Origin of the sequence: Ramlibacter sp., assembly GCF_013697775.1 — a bacterium.
Taxonomy (GTDB): domain Bacteria; phylum Pseudomonadota; class Gammaproteobacteria; order Burkholderiales; family Burkholderiaceae_C; genus Ramlibacter.
Map to the genome: position 1 here is coordinate 1 of NZ_JACCWG010000410.1, position 4,407 is coordinate 4,407.

Here is a 4,407-nt window from a genome sequence, read left to right on the forward strand (position 1 = left end):
GTGCAGACGCCGCCGCTGGCCGCGCGCGGCTGCGCGGTCCAGCCGGCGCCCAGGCGCAGGCATTCGTCGCGCGTCCACTGCATGCGGCAGGCCGATTGCCAGCCGTCGCCGCCCGGGAGCCAGTTGCCGCCCAGAAGCGTGCATTCCTCGCGCGTGTCCACGTACGCGCTGGCGGACTGCGCGGGCTGCTGTGCCCAGCCCGGCAAACCGATGAGCATGAGGACGAACAGTGACAGCAGCAGCCGGGCTTTCATGGGCCGAGTCTAGCGCCGCCGGGGCTTCGATGGCACAATCGCCGCCATCCGAGGAGCGTTGCAGCGCCGCCGTCTGTCCACCAGATGCGCCCGGCGCGAGGCTCGGAGTCCCATCGCAACGACGCTCACCCACGTTCCCGTGCGGTGAGTTCCCTCGCCTCCAGAACGTGGTTGACCCACCAAGCTTTTGGAGCACTCATGAACGCCGTTCTCAAACCCGCTGCCGACCAGGACAGCGCCATTGCCGATCTGTCGCTTGCCGCCTGGGGCCGCAAGGAAATCCGCATCGCCGAAACCGAGATGCCCGGCCTGATGGCCATCCGCGAGGAGTTCGCCAAGAGCCAGCCGCTCAAGGGCGCGCGCATCACCGGCAGCCTGCACATGACCATCCAGACGGCCGTGCTGATCGACACGCTGCAGGCGCTCGGCGCCCAGGTGCGCTGGGCCTCTTGCAACATCTTCTCCACCCAGGACCACGCTGCGGCGGCCATCGCCGCCGACGGCACGCCGGTATTCGCCATCAAGGGCGAGTCGCTGGAAGACTACTGGGACTACACCCACCGCATCTTCGAGTTCGGCCCCAAGGGCAGCGACGCCGAAGGCCCGAACATGATCCTGGACGACGGCGGCGACGCCACCCTGCTCATGCACCTGGGCAAGCGCTGCGAGCAGGACCTGTCGCTGATCGACACGCATTCCAGCGAGGAAGAGCGCATCCTGCACGCCGCCATCCGCAAGAAGCTGAAGGAAGACCCGACCTGGTACAGCCGCAAGGCCGCCCAGATCGTCGGCGTGACCGAGGAAACCACCACCGGCGTGCACCGCCTGAACGACATGGCGGCCAAGGGCACGCTGCTGTTCCGCGCGATCAACGTCAACGACTCCGTCACCAAGAGCAAGTTCGACAACCTGTACGGCTGCCGCGAGTCGCTGGTGGACGGCATCAAGCGCGCCACCGACGTGATGATCGCCGGCAAGGTGGCCGTCGTCGCCGGCTACGGCGACGTGGGCAAGGGCTCGGCGCAGGCGCTGCGCGCGCTGTCCGCGCAGGTCTGGGTGACCGAGATCGATCCCATCAACGCGCTGCAGGCCGCCATGGAAGGCTACCGCATCGTGACGATGGAATACGCCGCCAGCAAGGCCGACATCTTCGTCACCACCACCGGCAACAAGGACGTCATCCGCTTCGAGCACATGGCGGCCATGAAAGACCAGGCCATCGTCTGCAACATCGGCCACTTCGACAACGAGATCGACGTCGCGTCGCTCGAAAAGCAGTGCCAATGGGACGAGATCAAGCCGCAGGTGGACCACGTGATCTTCCCGGACGGCAAGCGCATCATCCTGCTGGCCAAGGGCCGGCTGGTGAACCTGGGCTGCGGCACGGGCCACCCCAGCTACGTGATGTCCTCCTCCTTCGCCAACCAGACCCTGGCGCAGATCGAGCTGTTCACCAAGCAGGACGCCTACGAGGCCGGCAAGGTCTACGTGCTGCCCAAGCACCTGGACGAGAAGGTGGCGCGCCTGCAGCTGTCCAAGCTGGGCGCGCAGCTGACGGTGCTGAGCGACGAGCAGGCTGCGTACATCGGCGTCGACAAGAACGGCCCGTACAAGCCGGACACGTACCGCTACTGAGCGCGCCATGCGTGCCGATCAGTTGCTGGTCGAGCGCGGCCTGGCCGCCACCCGTTCGCAGGCGCAGCGGCTGATCGCCGCCGGCGTGCGCTGGCGCCTGCCTTCGGACGGCGAGTGGCGGCCGGTCGCCAAGAACGGCGACCTGCTGCCCGACGCGGCCGAGCTCGAACTGCTGGACACGGCCGAGTCGCGCTACGTTTCGCGCGGCGGCCTGAAGCTCGAAGGCGCCTTGCGCGCGGCGGCGCTCGACCCGGCGGGCTGGACCTGCCTGGACGTGGGCCAGTCCACCGGCGGCTTCACCGACTGCCTGCTGCAGCAGGGCGCGGCGCGGGTGGTCGGCGTGGACGTCGGCCATGGGCAGCTGCATCCGGCGCTGCGCGCCGATGCGCGGGTGCGGGCGCTAGAGAAGGTCAACGCCAGGGAGTTGCAGGCCGCGCAGGTCGGCACGGGGTTCGACCTGGTGTGCGGCGACCTCTCGTTCATCTCGCTCACGCTGGTGCTGCCGGCGCTGGCGCCGCTGCTCAAGCCGGGCGGGCACCTGCTGCTGCTGGTGAAGCCGCAGTTCGAGCTGCAACCGGCGCAGATCGGCAAGGGCGGGATCGTCAGGGATGCCGGCTTGTACTCCACGGTCGAGCAGCGGCTGCGCAAGGCCTGCGCCGCGGCGGAACTGCAGGTGCGCGGCTGGCATGACAGCCCGATCGCCGGGGGCGACGGCAACCGCGAGTTCTTCATTCACGCGACCACAACGACATCAGAGAAGGAGCAGCCATGAAGCTTCCCATCAGCCTGGAATTCTTTCCGACCAAGACGCCCGAAGGCACCGAGAAGCTGCGCGCGGTGCGCCAGCAGCTCTATGCGCTCCAGCCCGAGTTCTGCTCGGTGACCTACGGCGCCGGCGGCTCCACGCAGGCCGGCACCTTCAACGCCGTATCGGAGATCCTCACCGAGGGTGTGGACGCGGCGGCGCATTTCTCCTGCATCGGCGCCTCGCGCGCCACGGTGCGCGAGCAGCTCGCGCAGCTGCAGTCCATGAAGATCCGCCGCCTGGTGGCGCTGCGCGGCGACCTGCCCAGCGGCTACGGCGCGGGCGGCGAGTTCCAGTACGCGAGCGACCTGATCGCCTTCATCCGCGCGGAAACCGGCGACGCCTTCCACATCGAGACGGCCTGCTATCCGGAGGTGCATCCGCAGGCGGCGTCGCCCGAAGCGGACCTGCGCGCCTTCGCGGCCAAGGTGCGGGCGGGTGCCAACGGCGCCATCACCCAGTACTTCTACAACGTGGATGCGTACTTACGTTTTGTCGAAGACGTAAAGACGGCTGGGCTCCAGGTGCCGGTGGTGCCGGGTATCATGCCTATCACGAGTTCGACCCAGCTCATGCGTTTTTCGGACACCTGTGGTGCCGAAATCCCGCGCTGGATCCGGCTGAGGCTTCAGGGCTTCGGCGACGACGTGGCATCCATCCGGGCCTTTGGCCTCGATGTGGTGACGCAGCTGTGCGAACGGCTGCGCGCCGAAGGTGTGCCGGGCATTCACTTTTATACGATGAACCAATCAGCTGCCACGCTGGAGATCTGCAAGCGCCTCGGATGGTGAAGGCACGCACATCCTCCTTCCTTCTTGCCGGGCTGCTCCTCCTGGGAGCGGCAGCCGTGCAAGCGTCCGAATTCGACAGTGAAGTCGCGGGTGCCGCAGTGCCCGTCGCGCAGGTGGTGCCCGTACCCGCCCCTGTCATGGCCGTTGCCCCTATCGCTGAAACTGTGGAAAAGCCGTCGCTGCCTCAGAAGGCGCTGGAAACCGTGCGCGAGCTGCAGCGCGGCATCGCCTCCTGGTACGGCAAGCAGTTCCACGGCAGGAAGACCGCCAGCGGCGAAGTGTTCGACATGAACGAGCTGACCGCTGCGCACCCCAGCCTGCCGTTCGGCACCCTGGTGCGCGTGCGCATCCTCAACAGCGACAAGAGCGTGGACGTGCGCATCAACGACCGTGGCCCGTTCATTAGCCAGCGCATCATCGACCTGAGCCGTGGCGCTGCCCAGGCGCTAGGGCTGGTCGAGTCGGGTGCGGGCACCAAGCAGGTCGCCATCGAAGTCCTCGGCCCGCCGGACGGCGAGCCGGCGCAGCCACGGCGCGGCACCCGCAGGGCCGCGTCGCTGCGCTGATCAGCGGTCGTCGTAGCTGACCACGACCTTGCGTGTCAGCGGACGCGCCTGGCAGGTCAGCACGAAGCCACGCGCCATCTCGTCGGCTTCCAGCGTGAAGTTCTTCTCCATCGCGACTTCGCCTTCCAGCACGCGCGCGCGGCAGGTGCAGCACACGCCGCCCTTGCAGGAATAGGGCAGGTCCAGGCCGGCTTCCAGCGCGGCGTCGAGCACACGGTCGTCCGCTGCCATGGACAGGTGATGCGTCTTGCCGTCCAGCACCACTTCCAGCTGGTGGTCCAGCTCGCTCGCCGGCCGCACCGCGGCGGCAGCCTGCGGCGGCCGCGCCGCCGAGCCCGGGTCGCCGGGCGTCGTGA

6 protein-coding genes and 1 riboswitch are annotated in these 4,407 nt (G+C 68.1%); of the genes, 4 read left to right on the plus strand and 2 right to left on the minus strand.

The window, feature by feature from the left end; translation table 11 throughout:
* Positions 1 to 254: hypothetical protein (locus H0U68_RS20810; protein WP_296358813.1), on the minus strand; the 254-nt coding region annotated here is incomplete at its 3' end.
* A gap of 44 nt (positions 255 to 298) precedes the next feature.
* Positions 299 to 388, plus strand: a riboswitch (S-adenosyl-L-homocysteine riboswitch).
* Positions 389 to 452: 64 nt separating this feature from the next.
* Between H0U68_RS20810 and ahcY the strand changes: the two genes are divergently transcribed.
* The 4 genes from ahcY to H0U68_RS20830 all read left to right on the plus strand — a co-directional run bounded on the left by ahcY (position 453) and on the right by H0U68_RS20830 (position 4,051).
* A complete protein-coding gene (gene ahcY / locus H0U68_RS20815; RefSeq protein ID WP_296358814.1) occupies positions 453 to 1,889 on the plus strand; it encodes an adenosylhomocysteinase in 1,437 nt (478 codons plus the stop codon).
* 7 nt (positions 1,890 to 1,896) lie between these two features.
* On the plus strand, positions 1,897 to 2,661 hold the full coding sequence (locus H0U68_RS20820; protein WP_296358815.1) for a TlyA family RNA methyltransferase: 765 nt from the start codon (positions 1,897 to 1,899) through the stop codon (positions 2,659 to 2,661).
* A complete protein-coding gene (gene metF / locus H0U68_RS20825; protein WP_296358816.1) occupies positions 2,658 to 3,485 on the plus strand; it encodes a methylenetetrahydrofolate reductase [NAD(P)H] in 828 nt (275 codons plus the stop codon). Before H0U68_RS20820 ends, metF begins: the two co-directional genes overlap by 4 nt.
* A gap of 164 nt (positions 3,486 to 3,649) precedes the next feature.
* Positions 3,650 to 4,051, plus strand: coding sequence for a septal ring lytic transglycosylase RlpA family protein (locus H0U68_RS20830; RefSeq protein WP_296358817.1), 402 nt, complete (start codon positions 3,650 to 3,652; stop codon positions 4,049 to 4,051).
* On the opposite strand, the gene H0U68_RS20835 is transcribed toward H0U68_RS20830, so the two are convergent.
* A partial coding sequence (locus tag H0U68_RS20835; protein WP_296358818.1) for a 2Fe-2S iron-sulfur cluster-binding protein occupies positions 4,052 to 4,407 on the minus strand: 356 nt, incomplete at its 5' end.